Source organism: Hydrosulfovibrio ferrireducens, from assembly GCF_046883345.1.
In the GTDB taxonomy this organism is placed as follows: Bacteria; Desulfobacterota; Desulfobulbia; order Desulfobulbales; family Desulfurivibrionaceae; genus Thiovibrio; species Thiovibrio ferrireducens.
Genome location: NZ_JALKCW010000025.1, coordinates 115,749 through 131,647, shown reverse-complemented (window position 1 = coordinate 131,647; position 15,899 = coordinate 115,749). Strand labels below are relative to the sequence as shown.

Genomic DNA, 15,899 nt, shown 5'->3' with positions numbered 1-15,899 from the left:
CGATCTCCAACATGGGCTGAAACAACAAAAAGGAGAGATAAAGATGACGAACTCAGCGAAGAAAATTGGCACAGCAGAAATATTCCAACTTATGGATGAGAAGGCGAAAAAATACGGAGGAAGGCTCCCCCCCGAGGCCTTTGAGACGAAGGAAGAACTCTATTCCTTTTTTCAAGCACTTCACGATGAACTTATCGAAATCATTGCACCAACAATCGTCGAATAGCCCCTCCGCAACCAGGGCCATCCTGCCTGGAAGAAAATTCCCCATACAAAAGCACCATCGCAAACCAACCGTGCATGGATGATGATAAATCTGCATAACTTTTTCTGATGAACATTTTTTTCGTTAGCTCGGGCTAAGGTTTTTTATTAGCCTAGACCGTTATCTGTTGACGGCCTAGGCTAAGGCTAACGGTCTAGGCTAGCACAAAGATAACATGTGGATATAAAACAAGATATTTCTGTAAAATCGATTAAAATAGAAAAAATGATCATCCACAAAACCGAAAAATTTAAGCGTATCTTGGCGATCGGCGATATCCACGGCTGCGGCCGTCATTTGCAGCGCCTGCTCGATGTCGTCAAGCCGACCCATGAGGACCTGATCGTCACAATGGGCGACTACATCGACCGCGGCCCGGACTCAAAAGACGTGATCGATACCCTTCTTGCCCTGCACCAGGACCCGGAAATCAATATCGTTTCCTTATGCGGGAATCATGACGCGATGCTACTCCAGTGCCTCGATGACACCACCACCGAAGAATATTATCCATCCGCCGATGGTCTCGACAAGGAGACCGGCAAGGACTGGAAGATCGTGAGCAGGCAGCCGCCCATCCAGCTTTGGTTCGGCAACCAGGCTTTGTCCACTCACCGATCCTATTGCCATCCTTTTTCAGACCATGAGGCGCGCCTGGGCGATCTTGACGCCAATGTCCGTCTCTGCAACCCCAGACTTTATCGGAAAACCTTACGGGATCTCATGGCCGAGATCATCCCCCAGGAGCATATCAATTTTCTGCAATTGGGATGTGCCGATGCCTGTGAGACAGACGATTTTATCTTTGTACATGGAGGTCTTTGCCCTGATCTGCCCCTGGCTGACCAGCCTCTATTCGCACTCCACTGGAAGCGATTCGACAAAGATTGCAAGCCGCATGTATCGGGGAAAAAAGTGATCTGCGGCCACACTCCCCAGCCGGATCTGTTAGTGCATGATCTTGGCCATACGGTCTGTCTCGATACCGGCGCCTACATGGCCAAAGGCTTCCTCACTTGTATGAACGTTATGAATGGCCAGTGCTGGCAGATTGACAACGATCTACAGTTGATCCAGCTGCCGGTTGTCCACTATGGCGGCAAGATGCCATTCGTGCGGATATCTGAGTTGCCGGACGGCGAACGTCAAGCATTCAAAAGCTGGCTCATAGGCCGCAGCGCCCCTTCACCTGCGGGCGAGGAGAAAGACTACTGCGCCTGGCCGAATGACTACAGGCAATGGTGGTGGCGGAAACGATGAAACTCCAAATCCTCACAGACCTGCATATCGAGTTCGGGCCCTTCGAGCCGCCCGAGACCGATGCCGACCTGGTAATCCTGGCCGGCGACACAGATCTCAAGACCCGAGGGATCACCTGGGCAAAGGAGGCCTTCGCCGGCAAGCCGGTGATCTACGTCCCGGGCAACCATGAATACTACGGCGAGACCTACCAAAAGTTGAAGGCCGAGATGCAGGAGGAGGCGGACGGCTCGAATGTCCACGTCCTCGATTTCGGCAAATATGAGCAGGATGGCGTGGTGATCCTGGGCGCCACTCTGTGGACGGACTTTCACCTGCTGGGCAGCCAGGCGATTGCCATGCTGACAGTTGAGTCCGGCATGAACGATTTCAAAAAAATCCGAACACTGCCGTCATATAAAAAGTTCAGAGCGCTCGACGCCCTACAGGCTCATTCCAAAGAAAAAGCCTGGCTTTCAAAGGAGATCGAGGCCGCTGCGGGGAAAAAGCTCGTGGTGGTCACCCACCACTTGCCATCGCTCAAGTCGATTCCGGATCAATGGAAGAACGATTATCTCAGCGCTGGCTATGCGTCCAACCTTGACGACCTGGTTGCACGATCCGGAGCGGCCCTATGGATTCATGGCCACACGCATACCGCGTGTGACTATATGATTGGCGAGACTCGGGTGCTGTGTAATCCCCGCGGATATATCGGCCGGGAGGATAGCGGATACGACCCGGCATTGGTGGTGGAGATCTGAGCCATGCCATCCCATCAAGAAATTGACCAGCGCAGCCTGGCTCTGCATCGGTTGATCGCCGAGAAGATACGACAAGATCCAAGCCTGTTCGAGAAGCCGAGAGAAACCCTTGGCCGGTGGCGCAAAACCGTCTGCACCAATTCCCAGCCTTACCTTGAAGAATGGCAGCGACTTGTGGATATGGGCATAGAGGAATGCCTTACCGTGGCCACGGAGGACTCGGAACGAGCAAATGCGATGCGCCAGGCCTCACCATTCTGTCGAATTCTGACCAATGAGGAACGATGGGAATTCTTGCTGGAGTGGGACAAGAGCCATGGGGCCAGTGACCAAGAGATCAAGGAACGGCGCCAGAAGATGATCGAGGATCAAGACCTGCTGGAAAAAAACAATTATTTTGTGAAATAATCCATGCCCGATCTGACCCAACATAGTGCCACTTGCCAGAAACTTCTCGGCAAGGCCTTCAAGGAGGTCCACGCCTTCCTGGACCATTTTTTCCCGCAATACGGAATGAACCACCGCCAGATCCTGCATCATCGCCTAGGGATAGATTTGACCGCTGCTCAATTCGGAGAAGAAACCCGGATCGCGGCCGAACTCCATATCATCGATGACCTGCTGCCGGGAGTAGAGTTTGATCAGGACTGGCAAACACTGAGGGGCCAGATCCCCGCAACCTGGCTCCCATACGGAGAGCCGCTGTTTGTGGACTTGACCCTGTACGACGAGCTCGCCCAGGAGCTGCTGAACATCTACGGCGAGGACCTGGTCCGGACTGTGGAAAACGGGAAAAGTAGAATCCTTTATGAAATGCACGAGACCGCTCATGGCTTGCACAAAATTGAGCTGGTCGATAAGCGTCGCATGTTTGAGTTTGAAGCCCTTTGCGAAAAAGGGCTCCGAAAGGATTTCAAAAAGGGCCGGCAATGATCAAGGGCTAGGTCTGGAAGGAAAGCTATGGCATACTTTCACGAACATTGCGCAGATTGTCAGAAACTGCTGGGCCGCGAGTGGCGCGAAGTCCATCAATGGCTCGATGCCCTTTTTAAGGAGTACGGCCAAGACCACCGCTGCCACCGGCACCATGTTGAGTGGATTGAAGAGATCCGTCGCATGTGGGGCGATGAGGCTGCGGTCGCAGCCAAGATCCATATACTCGTGGACTGCTGGGGCATTCCTTCGCGAGCCGACTATGAGAATGAGTGGGTAAACGTGAACGGTTTCACCGAAGAATCAACTGAAGCCGAGGCAAAGATGATGCTGCAGGAGATCGGGAAAAAATAAAGGCCCCTTTCGGGGCCCAGCATAAGCTGCCGTGGCCGATTCAAATGGGGTTCAACTACGGCGGCCATCGAATTCATTCATGGCCGCAGCATAACATTTGTTGTCTAACTTAAGTCCTGATTAATAATGATAATATAGCATGGACCAAGCAAAAAATTGCTTGATGACGCGGCACCAATCGTGGAGACATTAACTTATGTTGAATGTGATTAAATTTCAAAACAGCAAGGAAGGGTTCGAGGCTCCCCTTTGGGTGAAAGAATCTCTGGAAAATTTGGGCCGCTTTATCCCCATACTTTCTGAGGTTAGAAATTTAGTGCAGCGATTGAACCGTTCAGGAATGTGCGAAGCAAGGCTGGCTGAGTTGCTAAAACACCATGCTGACGATTTCTATGGTGCTTGGATGGCTTCTTCCACCGAGGTTACGCGGGCGATTGGCACCCAATCCACTCTGGAGCTTTTACGACTTTTTCGCACTTTCCATTTTATAACGTGGCCGACCGAAGGTTTGACAATACTGGAAGATCTCCCAGAAAAACTCAAAATTTTCCGAGGTGAATCCCCGTCGTTGGTAGCGTCTGGCGTTGAAGGCTTATCGTGGACACTCAATGAAGGAACTGCCGAATTTTACAAAAACAGGCACCACGATGGCATATTGCTTGAGGGAGTGGTTGACGTGAAAGATGTACTTGTCATTTTCATGGAAGAAGCAGAAGTTGTGGTGACACGAGGGGCGGTCAGAGTTGAACGCGCAGCAACCTGATAATGAACAAGGGCGCGCCCAGGCAAATAGCGTTCAGCGTAATTTTTTTATCCCTCTCGCAAGTTTCCCTGCATGATGTCTTGGTCTCAGCCTGAATACAGCAACGATCAAACCCGGGACACGAAATGGCACAGAGGAAGACATGTGGATAAAGGTGCCACTATCTTTCAAATTACGCTAACACCAAGATATGCCTTGCGGAAAGCGGGGACTCAAAATTGGATAACCACCATATCTGAGCCTCACCCAAAAACGTTTCGACGGTCACTCCTTGTCTCTTAGGTATGTCACCTCAAACGCCTTACATGGCCTATACTGCTGTAGGCGGTTGGCGAAGGTGAAAGCTTCATTCATTTCATAATGCTGAAAGATATCCAAACCCCGATCCAAAAGAATCTTCCACCCGTGGTCGGTCACGATATGCCGAGCATGGATGGTGCCGGTGTTATCAAACTCCCAGGTGAAGTCGATGCCTACCATTCCGGAAGACTCCTTGATTTTCTCAAGGTGATTTCGCTGTAGCTCTCCCTTGAATTCGTCTTCAGTCGTTATCAGGTGCACAGCCACTTCCTCTTCCCTTGGCTTGTGCTTCACAACCGTTTCCAGGAATTCCATGAAGTTTCTTAGCTGATAGAAAAGGCGGACATAGGGGTCGGTGACAGTGATTTTGCTCGGTCCTGACAGATACGGACCAAACAAGGAATCATAGGAGATGCCGCGCTGATTCTCCTGAAAGGTTAAGTGCTGTTCCTTGAGGGTCTGCGCCGGTGCGGGAGCGGATGACTCTTCCTGGGTGGCGCTCAAGGCTGCCGTTGGCACATCCCCTCCCTTGCTATCCTCTGTGCTGCTGCCGTCAGCTACCGTCTTGTGGTAATAGTGGAAATACTCTTCCTCTTCGAGCGTTTTTACCGGATTGGCCTTGCCTGAAGCTGCATCCAGGTAGGTGAAGCATACATTGGGGTAGGTGGAATCGATGCGCATCAATTGGTCCTTGACACGTTTACGACCTTCAATGGCGACCTTGAGCAGTTCCTCGGTCTCTTCTTTTGAAGCCCCGCCCTGGGGAAAAAGGATCTTCATCAACCCGGAGAAGGTTTTATTGATGCCATCCCGGTCGCGGGTGGAAATATCTGAGGAGAGGGAAAATTGCTCCTTGTAGCGATCCGAATAATCGTGATTGCGCATAGAACGCAGAATTTCGGCAAGGTAATCCACTACGAAGCCATAGCCATCGGAGAACATCTCCCCTCGGATGATATCCACCTCCCAGCCAGGGATATAGAAATGGATCCGGTCAAGGAAGGCAGAATCGTAAAATTTCTCGGGCAGCTCCTCGAACAGATTTGAGTGCTTGAGCATATAAGGCACAGTATGCTGGGTATTACCGACAAAGACCATCGATGCCTCTGCCCCCAACGTCTCCACACCCCGAGAGAAGGATTTGTTGGCCATATAGTTCTTCATGATGTCGACCAGGGCATTATCAATCCGTTTCTTCTTCCCTGCGAATTCATCAAATGCCACTGCATCCCAGTAGCCGACCAGACCTATCTTCCCGTTAGAATTATTGACAAAGAGTTTAGGGACGGTAACTTCTCCCCCTGAAATTAAAATGCCATGGGGAGAAAATTCGGAATAGATATGCGACTTGCCAGTCCCCTTCGGGCCAAGCTCAATAAGGTTGTAATTCCTTTCGCAATAAGGGATCAGACGGATCAACTGCAGCAGTTTGCTTCGCTTGCCGAACATCTCCGGATTGAAGCCAATGCTCTGGATAAGCAGATCGATCCACTCGTCGGTGGTGAACTTCTTCCGGGCCTCTACATAGCCATCGAAATCAAAGTGGGATAACTGGATCGGCTTCAGAGATGACAAGATCCATGGGCAGGCCCGCTTGTCCTCGGTAAACTCGTACTCGATATCCGCGATAGACCAGACTCCACTCACCAGCAGTTTGGGGTGGGCCTTGACCGTGCCGGAATCGACCAGCACCTTCTTGATGCCGAGGTTGGAAAACTCCGCCTCATAGACATCGTCCTTGTCATTGAGGGCCACGCTGATCTTGTCGATGACCTTGTAACGCCCCTTCTCTTTAATATTGGAGCGGATCAGCCCAGCTTCATTGCGGTGTACATAGTGCTTGCCCAGGATCTCCTTAACGGTCTCTATGCCGGTCTGGATTGTCGCCTCGTCGCTGGTTGCGCAGTATTGCCCCAGAAGGTATTCAAGAACATAGGTCGGGACAATCGCGTTGCCTTTGACGGTCTTGACAAGATCCTTGCGAACAACCAGCCCCTGGAAATGTGTGTTGATTTTCTGGTCAAGCTCGTTCATCGGTCGCCTGTCCTTTAAAAGTCAAAATCACTGGTAAATGAACGCCGCATCTGATATCGGAGCAACTTATACTCCTTGTAATGTGAAGTCCCGGCATGCTTTTCCTCCAACTTCAAGATGACCTCCTGGCCATTCGCTTCGTCGGCCTTACGGGTGAGAACGAAGCGCACTTGCAGCTCCCGTTCCCTCGGGTTGTCCGAAGTCAGATCGAAAGTCAGGTCATGACTGTCGGAGATCAGGTCGCCTTCCTCGGTGTAGATGCCGGCCCGAAGTACTCTTGGTTGCACCTTGTCAGTGACCGGCCCGGCCTGGTAAAGCGCCACGGCCAGTTGGCCTGAGGTGATCACCGAGCTTGCACCCCGGAGAATGTCCACCTCTACGGTTGAGACATCGCTCTGCCGTTTCTTGTTGATTTTAAGCACCGGAATTACTACTTCCTGCAATGATGCGCCACCGTGAACATAGCGACTGCCGGAGCCCTTAAGACGCAGACGATTGATCGATTTGGGGATCTGCACCTCCACGTCTCCAACCAGGCCTAGCTCTGCTGGAGTAAACTTGCGCAGACTGGGAAGCTCTTTCAGCCCTTTGCCGAGCACGAAGCGGCGGTCCCGGAACAGAATCAATTCACCCTCGGCATCGACCCCGGAGAAGTCACTCTCCTCAATGGCGCGGTTCTGGTAGATGAAGCCATGGTCCGATGTCACAACGAAGTTGTACAAATTGGCATTATTCAGCTTCTTGATCAAACGGATCAGCTCCTGTAGCGTCTCTTCCACCGCTTCAAAAACCCGCTCTTCTGACTCCCGCTTGTCGCCAGTGCCATCAATGCGGTTGTGGTAGATATAGATCACATCGTGATCACGCACCAGCGCCCGGCAGTCATCCCCCTTTAACGCCATTAGCTCTTCGGCCTTACACGCTGTTGCCCTCTGAGTTTTGGCCTGACAGAGAATCTTGATGCGATTGGGGGTCCCCTGCGAACTCTGACCATCCACCAGCACAGTGCCGGTTTCGTTATCCGCAATCGCCAGTTCTTTGTTGGGCAGAAGCGCTGCCATACCAAGTTGAGTGTAGCTGGGCAGCATTGCCAGTGAGGCCTCCAGCTCCGCACTGTAGCGGTCCTCCTGGCGGATAAGGCCGAGCAATTCGTCGCCGATCTCATAGCGCATGCCATCAGAGATGATCACGCAAACCTTGTTATCCTTCTTAAGAAATGGCCGAACGCAGTGTTCGAAAAAGGTTCTCTGTAAAGGAATAGGCGTGGCATCCCATTTGTTGGCCTTGTCCACAAATGATTGCCAGTGGTCGTTGACCTTCAGGAGATAGTTGTTGGAGTATAGGTTCTCGATTTGGTCGGTCAACGCGCCCATTAACGACGCCTGCCCCGAGATCCGCACATGGTACGTGAACTTGCGGTAAAGCTGATCCAGCTGACACCAGAAGCGGGTATAGCGCTGCACCCCATCCACCAAGCTGTCCATGTCAAGTTTCGCCTCGCTCATGGCATTGACAAATTGCGCCGCGAAGTCGACCGCTTCATACAGATGCCGGTATTCCCGGTACCAGTGGCCCTGCCGCCGTTGACGCACCCAGAGCGCCACGTCTCCGCTGGATACCGTCCGCGATACCACGGCCCGAACAAGGTCACTAATTATCTTCAGGTCAATCAGGCGAAAGTAATCTAGTTCGATCAGCTCACGAAAATCACGCTTGGCCAAATCTTGCTCGATATTCAACACCTCCGCGCATTCATCAGAGAGGGTTTCGAATCCAGCCTCAAACTGACGGCTATCCTTCCAGCGCTTGAGGAACACCAGCGCATCGCTGGTCAGCCGCACCTGGCCATCAGTGCCCATGGCATAACAGGATTTGAACAGATCGATACCAAAATCGCGAATGGCCGGCTCGTCTGACTTGTATCCATAGCAGCGGGTCATTTGTTCCCACAGGAAACCATCCAGCCCGCAGCGCCCAATCAGCTTGACCTTGTCGTCGCGGCCATCGGCCAACTCCTGCAGCAAGCTTTCCGTCACAGCATCCATGCGTGGTTCGCTGCCCGCACATACCGCCAGCATTTTGAGGCGGATCATGCCTTGCGTGTCGTCTTTCTTGAGCAGCCGCTTCAAGCCCTCCTTCCGTTTCATCGCCCGGTAAAACTCAGCATGTGCCTGCACCACCTCAGCAAAATCCAGGGTGAGCTCCAGCTCCGAGAGCCAGATTCCCACCTGGTCGGTGCGAAACTCACCTTGGCCCAGTTGCACATCCAGCAACCAGTTATCAAGATCCGCAGGCTGCGGCCCTTCGCGGTAGAGCAGAAACTTCTGCTCCGGTTGTTCGCGCAGAATGCGATATTTGAGGCAGTATTCGTTGTTGGAGACTTCCAGCTTTTCAATGCCGGGTAGCGATAGGGCCTCGAAGTCGTCACGCAGCTCGTGCTTGACGTCGTACCAGAAGACGATGCGGTGGCGGTCAAAGAGATTGATCAGGGCCTGGGCTATGCGTTCGTTCATGCATGCCCCCCCATGGTTCCCAATTTTGAAAAGTTGTGATGAATCATAGCGATGATATTGTCCAACCGGCGCAATAGATCGTCATACGTCATGATGTCGACAATATTGGCGTATTTTCGCTTAATAATTTCAAAATCGAACTTTTGTCTATCATCAAAATCTTTATCTCGCCCGAGAATGAGCATTGCTTTTGGATTGGTAATCCTGATATCGAAGCCAGAGGGCAATTCGGCCTTGCGCTTTTCCTGAATGACACGCTCACCGGCTCGCCCCCATTTACTCAGGTGGAAGAGATACTTCTCAACCTGCATGACAGCCTCTGACAGCTCGCCATTTGGGGTATAATTACCGCGAGATCCTGGATTTCTAGAAAGCAGCTGATGTGGACGCGGCCGCTTAACTTCAATGACATCCACATTGCCATTCGCATCGACCAACAGCAGGTCTATGAAACGGTCAGTTGCTTTAGCAGAGGCAGAATAAAAATCCTTGATATGAACGTTTTCGAGAACCGCCACATACTTGGGAAATATGAGCAGCAGGAATTCCACAATCTGCCGTTGCCAGTCTTTCTCCTTGAAGGCATCCGGCGTGGCCTCAACCTCTCGCAGCATTGCCAGAATCTCATCTCGAACATACTCGAACTTTTTCGGTTCGTAGTCCTTGATGAAATCAATTTTCGAGCGATTCCGAATTGACTTTTTCTGGTTGAGATAGCTGTCCAGCTTGATTTGAGCATCCGACATGGTACCCAGGTAATCTTTCAAAACTCCGGTTACTCTGGCTCTCGCATAATGCGTTAATTCCGTGGTGGTTGGGAAGTTTGCCAATAGTTCATCAAAAGATTCTAGCGGAATTGCGACATCCGCATTGCCACCTACCACGATAGGCTCATCAACAAGCGCATCGATTCTGCCAAAAATGGAAATGTCTCTATTGGCAATGAATATCTTGTGAGTAAGTGGCATCTGCTTACAAAGTAACAGGTCTTGCTTGAGACCAAGAATACGGCGGCTGATTCGGAAATAATCGCCTTCGGCTATGCCAAAGACAAAGGTCCGCTCGCCTTCATCGAACTCATTCGATTCAACTTGTTCAACCAAGTCTGTGCTTTCAAAGGTGAACACTTTTCTTATTGTGGCTCTACCTTCTGTTTCTAGCTTGCGCACAACATAAAGAGGGTCTCGAATATCGCTAGGCTGGTATTTGAGCAGAAGTCGATCTTGCTCTGCGATGAACTTAATAGCCTTACTCATCGGCAGCATCCAGGCCGACGATTTTCTTCAAGGCCGCGCCAAGTTTGGGGTAGTTGACCTTCACTCCATCGTCGAGATTGATCTCCACCTGTTCGGTGGCCAGCGGGTAGAGCACCTCGCGCTCGTACTCCTCCATCTCGGCGATCATCTTGTTGCTCTTTTCGATCTCCTTCAGGGCCTTGGTCTTCTCGCCCTGGGATGCGCTGGCGCTGATACTCACCGATTCCAGATGGTTCTTGTGGGAGGTGAGCTTGGTGCGGAACTCGCGCAGGTAGTCGTTGAGCACCACGCTGACCGTGTCCGGGCGGTAGCGGTGCATGTAGATCAGGGCGTTGAAGCTGCCCTTAGGGCTGGAGAACAGCCAGTAGATGGGGCGCTTCTTGTAGCGCTTCACATGGTCGCTGTAGAAATCCTTGAGGAAATAATCGCGGATGTCGCGGGGTTTGCCATTCTTACCCAGTGCCTTCTCGATGAATTGGAGGTTCTCCGCGTAGTGTTCCTCGCCAAAGGCCACGCGAAGGAACTTGCGGAAGCGCTCGGCGATGTCGTCGGTGAACCAGTCCCCGTCAAGCATGGGAATGACGTTGTCATCATCGGCCGGAAAGCTGGGCTCCGGAACCCGTTTCAGATAGTCCGCGATGGTCTCGCCATGGTTGGCCAGGATCAGCCCCGGCTTGTCCAGCGCGTAGCGGCCGAACATGCAGCCCACGGCATAGGAAACCAGCTCCCGCATGGTATCGGAGAGCAGCAGTGCCTCCAGCTCATCTGCGCTGTTTTCGTGGCCGTAACGATAGTAAGGATTGCTGTCTAGAGTGACTTCAGCAGCATTCACTTCAGATGAAACTATTTCGTTCAAGTCGAATGAGTCAATGAAACGTTTCTTGTTTCGTTTTTCTAATTCAATAGCAATGCTGAACTCTTCTGACCATTCATCTCGCAACCGTTTGTAGACAGACGATAATCTCTCACCGTTCAAGTATTTTTCAATCAAGCTGTTCCTTAAAAAATCCCAAGACCTTTCCATGGAATCCCAGGATTTTTTGGACAAAGCAATTAGTGCATCCACGTCTTCTTCAAGTTCACGCAAATCATGAATTACTGGCTCTGGCAATGTGCTTACATTTCCAGGCTGTAAATTCAGAGTCGGATTCATAAATTTAAGGATATATTGGGCCACGCCTGAGCAAAAATAGCCGATATACTTCTTGAGATTTCCATTTTTTGGAAATGCGGAACATCCGGCGTAGTCAAAGAGATGGCCTGCAGGAGTATATCTGGCACCAAAGTAAGAAGAACTAATAAAAGTCCAAGTGATACCTTCTCGAAGCATATAATCGAGATTCTGTATATACCTTGACCAATGCCCCCCATTGTTCCTGATTACTGCATATTCTTTTATTTCCCTACCATTGTTGGCCCAATTAACGACATTATCAAAATTACCGTACCACTTCCTAAATTCGCCCCCCTTGTTATATGGGTACCATTTAGGGGTATCACACTCGGTTTCTTCCAAAGCCTCAGCACCAAAGCCAACATTTGAGAAGCTTGGTTCAAACCAGAATTTTACAAACCTGCTATTGTCACCTGTATTCTGGCCAGATTTCGCATCCACATAATTCCTTAAAAGGTCATCCTTCTCATACTGTTCTATTAGCTTCTCTGGCATATCATAGGAAATTGGGCAACCCGGAATTTTCTTATAATTAGCGGCAGAGGCTCGGAAGAACCAATCACATTCCGGGTTATTAATAGCTTCCAGCGTTTTCGGGGCCTGATTTTCAGAACCTCTAAAGTTCGACAATCGAATGTAGCCACCTTTAAAGTCAGGACGATGTGTGTTTTCAATTGTAAATGTGCAGATTGGCACTGTCGCACCATCGAAACCTGAATACTCCAATTGCACGAGAGAAGTAATCGTCTTTTGATTAATCAAGAAACTGCGCAGTTTTTCGTAGGACGAAATGAACATCCAAACGAATGGTGACATAAACCCTAGCTGCCCTTTCGGCAACGATAGTTCCGTATTGCGAACGAAGAATGCAGAAAATAGATCGGACTTCACATCGGCATAGTTGTCTTTCAGCCATCCAGCTAACCGGCCGTTCATGTTCCTACCACCCATATAAGGCGGATTGGCAATCACCACATGGTATTTCGGGCTCAAGTAATCGGCCTGCCGCAGGGCTTGCAGAACCTTCTGATGAGTCATACTGATAAACAGCTGCCCCGAGACGTTTTTTGACTCCAGAATCCTGAGCATGCCGTCCACGTCGGTGACATCGGGGCGGATCAGGGAGCCAAAGTTGTTGGCCTCTTCGAACTGGCGCAGGGTGGTTTGCAACGGGGCAATGAACAAATCGCGCCCGACAAAGTCCATGTAGATCTTCAGCTCACCCTCGTCGAACCGGACGTTCTCCAGCACGCAGATGTTCGGCTTGACACCCTTGTTGAAGAACCGGCGCTGTTTGGCGCGGGCCTTCATGGTCAGAGCGAAGGCGGCCAGCTCCCCGGCGCGTTCATCGATCTCGATGCCGTAGAGGTTATTTGTGAGGATCTTCTCAGGGATCTCGGCAGGTTCGTAGCCTTCCTCCTCGTAAATGGCGTAGAGCAGGTCAAAAGCATAGGTGAGCATGTGGCCGGAGCCGCAGGCCGGGTCGCAGATCCTGATCTCTTCCGGCTTTCCGATGCGCAGGAAGTCCGTCTCGGCCTGTTCGGGCTTGATGTAGTAGTCCATCTGCTCAACCAGCTTCGAGCCAGAGCGATTGAGCAGCCACAGACGGCCGAGGGAGTTTTCCACCAGGTAGCGGACGATCCAGTGCGGGGTGAAGAGCTGGGTGGCGGCGGGGATGTTTTCGGGCGTGATCTTCTTGTTCTTCTTCAGGCCGTCGAACACCTCATCCTTCTTCTCAGAGATGTAGAACTGGTAGAGCCAACCGATCACCTCGACATCTTCGCAGGCATCCGGCGTCATCGCCTCACGGGTATAGGCTAGGATGGAGTTGCCTGAGAGCAGATCGTCGGGCATCAGCAGTTCGGTGTAATCGTCGATCCGCCCGAACAGGAAAGGCATGGCCCGGTTCCAATCGTTGCAGGCGGCCACCAACAACAAACGGTAGACTTCTCCTTGCGGATCATGGCTCGGTGCTTTACCGTTCAGCAGGGCAAAAATCTGCTGCCTGGTCATCTCGGGCACCATCTCTTCGTCGATATGGCCCATCTTGGCCTCGGCCAGGATCTCCGGCTGGAACTGCCCATCGGCAGGCGAGACCACGCCGATGCGGGTGTAGCGATTCACATCCATGAAGCGCAGGGCGCAGAGGCGGTTGAACCAGATGTAGGCCACCCGTTCGATGACCTGCTCCTTACCATGCTGTTGGATCACCTCTTCGAGCTTCTTGATCGCTTCCACGCTTTCACGCCGCGCCGCACTACCTTCAGCCAACACCAGCGCCAGCTTGGTGGAAACCTGTTCGATCAGGGTCCGCCGAGCGAGCTGGGCGAATTTTTTGAGTTTGGAGGTTTCCATTACCAAGATCCTTTATCCGTGGAATACACGGCAAGCCGATTAATTCGTTATGAGCCTGTTATGAGTCGGCTCAAAACCTATGCGCTCCGCTCATAAATCGAACCCTTTCAAGAGCTGTTCCCCAATCGCCTTTTCCACCGGCAGTTGCGAAGCATTTCAACCTGGTCCCGACTTGGTCCCTGGTTCGGGTGTGAATTCACTGGTGCTGATCATCGCGACCGATTTATACACGGCCCCATGCACGCGTGTATAGAATCAAAACACGGCGTGTATAGACTATTGGTGCCGTGTATAGGTCGCATATCGTCGCTCGCCGTTTTTCTTGATTGTCCCTTGGTCTTTAAGGCGCTTGAGAAGGTGGTAGGCCTGGGGTGGCGTCAAATGGCAAAGATCCGCCACATCGGCCCGCTTAATTGATCCGTGCTTGTCGATATAGCTAAGCACCATTTGTTCCTGCTGGATGGGATTAAAACCGGCCTGCCGGATGTACTCCGATTTCTTTCCAGCCCTCAGGTAGAGAGCCACACTGAGAGTGTACGTTCGGCCTCGTCCGGTTCCATGCGATTCGAGAAAGCCGGTTTCAACCAGCTTTTCGAGGGTCGCCCGGACAAAGGCCTCTGACTTCTGCACCGAGGGGACAAGGTCGAGGGTGGTCAATCGCCGTTCTCCGCGCAGGCGGGAGAGGATAATCAGGGAATCAATCGGCATATTGCCGAGTTTGTCGGCATGCTCCACCACCATCTTGAGAAATTCGAGGTCAGCGGCGGTATTAGCCATGTGCACGCTAACGGTGAAGGCGTTGGACATGGAGTAATCCGGGGCAGGCCGACCATAGCGTAGCATGCCTTCATAGATGCGGTCGATGCCGCGCCCGGTGCGCTCGGCCAAACCAATGCGCTTAATCACATCGGCCAACAGTGGGTTACGTGAGCGCGGATCAGCAACGAGGAGATTTTCCAAGGTCACGCCATCGACGAAGCCGCCGGGGTTGCTGATAGAAAGGCCGTCATCGCCGATCTTAACATGCACGGCTCCCAGACGGCTGAAATCCCGATGCACCAACGCATTGACAAAGGCCTCGCGGAAGGCGCGGCGGTCATAGTTGGGAATGGGTACCCGGAAAAGCCCTACCTGGATCTCTTCCTCCTCCACCCGCGCCTTGAAAAGAAGCTCGACCTCCTCAAAGGTTTCCAGCAGCGGCTTTCGATAAAATTCATTGACCTTGACATCGGTTCCCTGAAGCACCTGAAAGGCAACCTCATAGGCAGGAATGTGCTGACGGAGCAATTCTTCCGTTCCAAGCATCAGGAGGCCGGCCACGGTCGGGCAGCGTTGTCCATTGTGCTCCTTACACAGACCAAGGGCGCCATCCAGTTCGTTGTCCGCCAGTGCCAGCAAAGACTGGTCGCCGCCGTACTTCTTGATGGCGTTGCGAATACGCAGCCGCTGCAAGGGATCGAGCAGATCAACGGCGACACCCTCCACCGGCATGGCGGAGGGGTCAACCAGGCCGAGTGAGGATTGGCGCTGGATGAACTCATGGGGGTAAAAAGGAACAGCTTCCGGCGTCCCATCCAGTTTCAAGCGGCGGCGAAGCAAAAGGCCCTCGGAGGTGGAGACCAGTTGCCGGGCCTTGGGTACGAAAATTCGGGCAATGTGATGGCCTTGCACCGTAATGGGTTCTACCCTGACGGAGATGGCGGGGTTGGTTCGATTGGCGATTAGGGCGGGCAACCCGGCAAGGCTTGCGTGATTGACGTGCAGGCCGGTGATGGCGCCATCGTCCTCAACGCCGAGCAGCAGGTCGCCACCCTCGGTATTGGCCAAGGCAACCACGGCCGCAATCAGCTCGCGGTCGGGCAGACATTTGAGATCACTCTTGAACTCCAGCACAAGGCTTTCGCCTTGCTGGATACGCTCAAGAATCTGGTGTTCGTTCTCGTTCATCA

At 52.1% G+C, this 15,899-nt stretch carries 12 protein-coding genes; 7 read left to right on the top strand and 5 right to left on the bottom strand.

Translation table 11 applies throughout. The annotated features are described in order from the left end of the window. Nucleotides 1-43: 43 nt before the first annotated feature. From MWR57_RS12765 to MWR57_RS12735, 7 genes are all read left to right on the top strand, one after another. The gene (locus tag MWR57_RS12765; protein ID WP_423125211.1) at nt 44-226 is read left to right on the top strand and encodes a hypothetical protein; all 183 of its coding nucleotides are present in this window, start codon (nt 44-46) and stop codon (nt 224-226) included. A 216-nt stretch (nt 227-442) separates the two neighbouring features. Then, nucleotides 443-1,525, top strand: a complete 1,083-nt coding sequence (locus MWR57_RS12760) for a metallophosphoesterase family protein (RefSeq protein ID WP_423125210.1) — start codon at nt 443-445, stop codon at nt 1,523-1,525. Beyond that, nucleotides 1,522-2,268, top strand: coding sequence for a metallophosphoesterase (locus MWR57_RS12755; protein WP_423125209.1), 747 nt, complete (start codon nt 1,522-1,524; stop codon nt 2,266-2,268). The genes MWR57_RS12760 and MWR57_RS12755 overlap by 4 nt, the downstream gene beginning before the upstream one ends. A gap of 3 nt (nt 2,269-2,271) precedes the next feature. After that, the gene (locus MWR57_RS12750; protein WP_423125208.1) at nt 2,272-2,676 is read left to right on the top strand and encodes a hypothetical protein; all 405 of its coding nucleotides are present in this window, start codon (nt 2,272-2,274) and stop codon (nt 2,674-2,676) included. A gap of 3 nt (nt 2,677-2,679) precedes the next feature. Continuing rightward, nucleotides 2,680-3,201 carry a hypothetical protein gene (locus MWR57_RS12745; protein WP_423125207.1) on the top strand — a complete coding sequence of 174 codons (522 nt, stop codon included), beginning with the start codon at nt 2,680-2,682 and terminating at the stop codon, nt 3,199-3,201. Between the two features lie 27 nt (nt 3,202-3,228). Next, nucleotides 3,229-3,555: a hypothetical protein gene (locus MWR57_RS12740; protein WP_423125206.1), complete on the top strand. Its 327-nt coding sequence runs from the start codon at nt 3,229-3,231 to the stop codon at nt 3,553-3,555. Nucleotides 3,556-3,751: 196 nt separating this feature from the next. After that, the gene (locus MWR57_RS12735) at nt 3,752-4,318 is read left to right on the top strand and encodes a hypothetical protein (protein ID WP_423125205.1); all 567 of its coding nucleotides are present in this window, start codon (nt 3,752-3,754) and stop codon (nt 4,316-4,318) included. A gap of 264 nt (nt 4,319-4,582) precedes the next feature. On the opposite strand, the gene brxL is transcribed toward MWR57_RS12735, so the two are convergent. From brxL to MWR57_RS12710, 5 genes are all read right to left on the bottom strand, one after another. After that, nucleotides 4,583-6,652: a BREX system Lon protease-like protein BrxL gene (gene brxL / locus MWR57_RS12730; protein WP_423125204.1), complete on the bottom strand. Its 2,070-nt coding sequence runs from the start codon at nt 6,650-6,652 to the stop codon at nt 4,583-4,585. Nucleotides 6,653-6,666: 14 nt separating this feature from the next. Continuing rightward, the gene (gene pglZ, locus MWR57_RS12725; RefSeq protein ID WP_423125203.1) at nt 6,667-9,165 is read right to left on the bottom strand and encodes a BREX-1 system phosphatase PglZ type A; all 2,499 of its coding nucleotides are present in this window, start codon (nt 9,163-9,165) and stop codon (nt 6,667-6,669) included. Beyond that, nucleotides 9,162-10,421: a Shedu immune nuclease family protein gene (locus MWR57_RS12720; protein WP_423125202.1), complete on the bottom strand. Its 1,260-nt coding sequence runs from the start codon at nt 10,419-10,421 to the stop codon at nt 9,162-9,164. Before MWR57_RS12720 ends, pglZ begins: the two co-directional genes overlap by 4 nt. Further along, nucleotides 10,414-13,950 (bottom strand): BREX-1 system adenine-specific DNA-methyltransferase PglX, encoded by a 3,537-nt coding sequence (gene pglX, locus MWR57_RS12715; RefSeq protein ID WP_423125201.1) that lies wholly within the window; start codon nt 13,948-13,950, stop codon nt 10,414-10,416. Before pglX ends, MWR57_RS12720 begins: the two co-directional genes overlap by 8 nt. Before the next feature lie 276 nt (nt 13,951-14,226). Beyond that, nucleotides 14,227-15,897: an ATP-binding protein gene (locus tag MWR57_RS12710; protein WP_423125200.1), complete on the bottom strand. Its 1,671-nt coding sequence runs from the start codon at nt 15,895-15,897 to the stop codon at nt 14,227-14,229. Nucleotides 15,898-15,899: the final 2 nt, after the last annotated feature.

What these genes read in the sequence shown, in the direction of transcription:
- MWR57_RS12765 (WP_423125211.1), top strand. Translation starts at nt 44, where the DNA reads ATGACGAACTCAGCGAAGAAAATTGGCACAGCAGAAATATTCCAACTT.
- MWR57_RS12755 (WP_423125209.1), top strand. Translation starts at nt 1,522, where the DNA reads ATGAAACTCCAAATCCTCACAGACCTGCATATCGAGTTCGGGCCCTTC.
- MWR57_RS12750 (WP_423125208.1), top strand. Translation starts at nt 2,272, where the DNA reads ATGCCATCCCATCAAGAAATTGACCAGCGCAGCCTGGCTCTGCATCGG.
- MWR57_RS12745 (WP_423125207.1), top strand. Translation starts at nt 2,680, where the DNA reads ATGCCCGATCTGACCCAACATAGTGCCACTTGCCAGAAACTTCTCGGC.
- MWR57_RS12740 (WP_423125206.1), top strand. Translation starts at nt 3,229, where the DNA reads ATGGCATACTTTCACGAACATTGCGCAGATTGTCAGAAACTGCTGGGC.
- MWR57_RS12735 (WP_423125205.1), top strand. Translation starts at nt 3,752, where the DNA reads ATGTTGAATGTGATTAAATTTCAAAACAGCAAGGAAGGGTTCGAGGCT.
- brxL (WP_423125204.1), bottom strand. Translation starts at nt 6,652, where the DNA reads ATGAACGAGCTTGACCAGAAAATCAACACACATTTCCAGGGGCTGGTT.
- pglZ (WP_423125203.1), bottom strand. Translation starts at nt 9,165, where the DNA reads ATGAACGAACGCATAGCCCAGGCCCTGATCAATCTCTTTGACCGCCAC.
- MWR57_RS12720 (WP_423125202.1), bottom strand. Translation starts at nt 10,421, where the DNA reads ATGAGTAAGGCTATTAAGTTCATCGCAGAGCAAGATCGACTTCTGCTC.
- pglX (WP_423125201.1), bottom strand. Translation starts at nt 13,950, where the DNA reads ATGGAAACCTCCAAACTCAAAAAATTCGCCCAGCTCGCTCGGCGGACC.
- MWR57_RS12710 (WP_423125200.1), bottom strand. Translation starts at nt 15,897, where the DNA reads ATGAACGAGAACGAACACCAGATTCTTGAGCGTATCCAGCAAGGCGAA.